Raw genomic sequence first — 2,960 nt, 5'->3', positions numbered from 1 at the left:
CGTGATGCATACTACAAGTATAAATATAGAGCTGACAAACGTTTAAAACTTGAACAACAGATCATTCAAATTGTAAACCAAAAACGCAGGTCCTTACCTAGAGAAGGCGTACGTAAACTCAAAATATCTTTGAAAAATGAGTTTGATGAAGCCAAACTTAAAGTAGGCAGAGACACGCTTTTTAACATTCTTAGAAAACACAATATGCTTATAACCAGAAAGAAACCAAGCTACAGAACTACCAATTCTTTGCATAGGTTTTACAAACATAAAAACATCATCAAAGATGTACTTGTTAATAGACCTAATCAGGTTTGGGTATCTGATATTACATACATCAGAACTGTAAAAGGGTTTTGTTACTTGGCGCTTATAACTGACATGTATTCTAGAAAAATAATCGGTTACGACCTTAGCGATAGCCTTGAACTTAGCGGTTGTACCAGAGCGCTTAAAAAAGCGGTATATCAAGCTAAAAACATAGAAAACCTCATACATCACTCAGATAGAGGCATACAATATTGTAGCAATGTATACACACAAATTTTAAAGAGAAACAACATCAAAATTAGTATGACAGAACAAAATCATTGCTACGAAAACGCTATTGCTGAACGTGTAAACGGCATCCTAAAAGACGAGTTTTATCTTGACCAGACCTTTGATAGTGTAGCTAACGCGAAAAAAGCTACAAAAAGTGCTATTAATCTATACAACCAAATTAGATTACATGTATCTTTAGATTATAAAACACCAAATATGGTATATAAATTAACAGCGTAAATCAATTTTTAACCTGTAGCCATATTTCAGGACTAGACATTTTGGCTCACTATTATTGACATCACATATTCAAAAAATTAAGCCTAGTTAATGAAAAACATTTTTGCATTATTATTCTTGTTGACAACAGTTAGTCATTCACAATCCAATAATCCTATATCATGGACAACCAATACAGATAAAATATCTGACAAAGAATACGACTTAATAATTGTAGCAACACTTGAACCTAGTTACCATTTATATAGCCAAACAGTTCCAAATAATGGTCCAATTCCTACTGTTTTTAATTTTAAGAAAAGTAAAAACTATAAATTAATTGGAAATGTAAAAGAGCCTATTGGACAAACTACTTTCGACCCTGTTTTCGGAATGGAGATTAAATTCTTTGATGACACGGCTATATTTAAGCAGAGAATAAAGATTATTGGCAAAAAACGATTTAAAATTATTGGAGAAATCACGTTTATGACCTGTAATGACAAAAACTGTATAAGAGGTACTAAAACAATTGAATTTATAATTAGAAAACTCTAAATATAATTAATAATCTCATTCAAAAAAACAGAAACTAAATGATTAAAAAGGTAATAGTAACAGTAATAGTAATTTCAATATATTCTGTAAGTTTTTCTCAAATATTAATCAAAAATCCTAAAAACGGTTCGAGTAATTATTTAGGAGATTTAGTAAAAATAGAACTAAAAGACAGTCTATCTATCTTCCATTTCGATAAAAAAACTAACGATAGTATAGCTTACAAACTAAATAATAATTTTTTCATACAAACCGAGATAGACACTAGTAAATTTTTCCTTTTAAGAGTAAAAAATATTAAACATAAACCTAATAAAGAAAATGGATATACTTATGTCATAGATTTCCCAGCAATTAATCGTCAGGCTAAGATAATAAATATAATGTATGAGGAAGATTCAAAAGGTTCTTGGAAAGCTCAATCAAAAAATTATGCTACACTTCTATCGGATGTTGAAATCAAACAAATAAATAAATCAGAATTAGAACAAAAAACCTTTTCTAAAAATTCTTTTAAAAGAACCTTATTGGATGCTAAAGAACAAAATAAAAACATATTGCTTTATTTCACAGCTGGCTGGTGTTATCCATGTAAATGGATGGACAAGTATATTTTTAGCCATGAAGAGGTACATGATAATATAATATCAGATTTCATAACATTGAAGGTTGATGTAGATTCACAAAAAGGTGAAAAACTTCGCCAAATTTATTCTGGAGAAGGTATTCCAAATTTCTTTATACTAAATAGTGATGGTGGCATACTTAAAAAAAGGGTTGGAAGTATGAAGAAATCAGAATTTTTAGATTTTTTGCTTGTAGACAATTTTACACAACCTAGAAAGCCTAAGATAAAAACTAAAAAAACAATAACCAAAGACATTGGCATAGGACTAAGACTTGGACTTACGAATAATAACATAAATAATTTATCAAATACTAAATCAAGAACAGGTATTACAATAGACGCATTGTATTCAATAGATTATAATAGACGTTATTTAATAAGGACAGGTCTTGGATTCTCATCAAAAGGAACTGATGGTTTAGCAGTTAACTATCTGAAAATACCTCTTGAATTTGGTTATTCAATTTATAAGGGCTCATTATTTGATTTACCTGGAGCTATAAGACTAATTGGTGCACCTTATTATGCAATCCGTTTAAACAAAGACGGATTAGGCATAAGTAATAATGATTACGGTGTAAGATTTGGTATTTCACCACAAATAGGAGACTTCACTGAATTAGAATTTGAAATATATTACGAATATGGTATGAATGATTTGTTCGAATCTATTAGTGGAAAACAGAATAATAGGTCATTCGGATTAAGTCTTTCGTTAACGTTATAAAAGTTATTTAATGTTTAGAATAATCTACATCTATCAAATTTCTATTTTAGATTAAGAAAAAACTACACACAACAACGTGTATAATTCATTGCTAGTTATAGCCTATTTACGAAAGTCCTCGCGGGCTTTCTATCTGTGATTTATTTGCTAACTTTAGTGCTTAAACACGCAACGAAATCATACACAAACACGATGGAACACATTCGCCGATGGCGAACTTTAATCTACGCTGCTTCGCAGACAATGCATCTTAAAGTAAATGTGTTCCATCTCAGGGTTAAACCA

3 protein-coding genes are annotated in these 2,960 nt (G+C 30.1%); all 3 read left to right on the top strand.

Going from position 1 to position 2,960, the window contains the following annotated elements:
• On the top strand, positions 1 to 783 hold a 783-nt coding region (locus tag DFQ02_RS14845; RefSeq protein WP_116525233.1), incomplete at its 5' end, for an IS3 family transposase.
• A gap of 90 nt (positions 784 to 873) precedes the next feature.
• Positions 874 to 1,320 carry a protein-disulfide reductase DsbD domain-containing protein gene (locus DFQ02_RS14840; RefSeq protein ID WP_116525232.1) on the top strand — a complete coding sequence of 149 codons (447 nt, stop codon included), beginning with the start codon at positions 874 to 876 and terminating at the stop codon, positions 1,318 to 1,320.
• Positions 1,321 to 1,358: 38 nt separating this feature from the next.
• Entirely contained in the window at positions 1,359 to 2,675 is a 1,317-nt protein-coding gene (locus DFQ02_RS14835) for a thioredoxin family protein (RefSeq protein WP_116525231.1), read from the top strand.
• The last annotated feature ends 285 nt before the right edge of the window (positions 2,676 to 2,960 follow it).

It is taken from the genome of Seonamhaeicola aphaedonensis, from assembly GCF_003386195.1.
GTDB classification, from domain to species: Bacteria; Bacteroidota; Bacteroidia; order Flavobacteriales; family Flavobacteriaceae; genus Seonamhaeicola; species Seonamhaeicola aphaedonensis.
The sequence above is the reverse complement of the archived record's forward strand: the minus strand, read 5'-3'. Positions and strand labels throughout refer to the sequence as shown.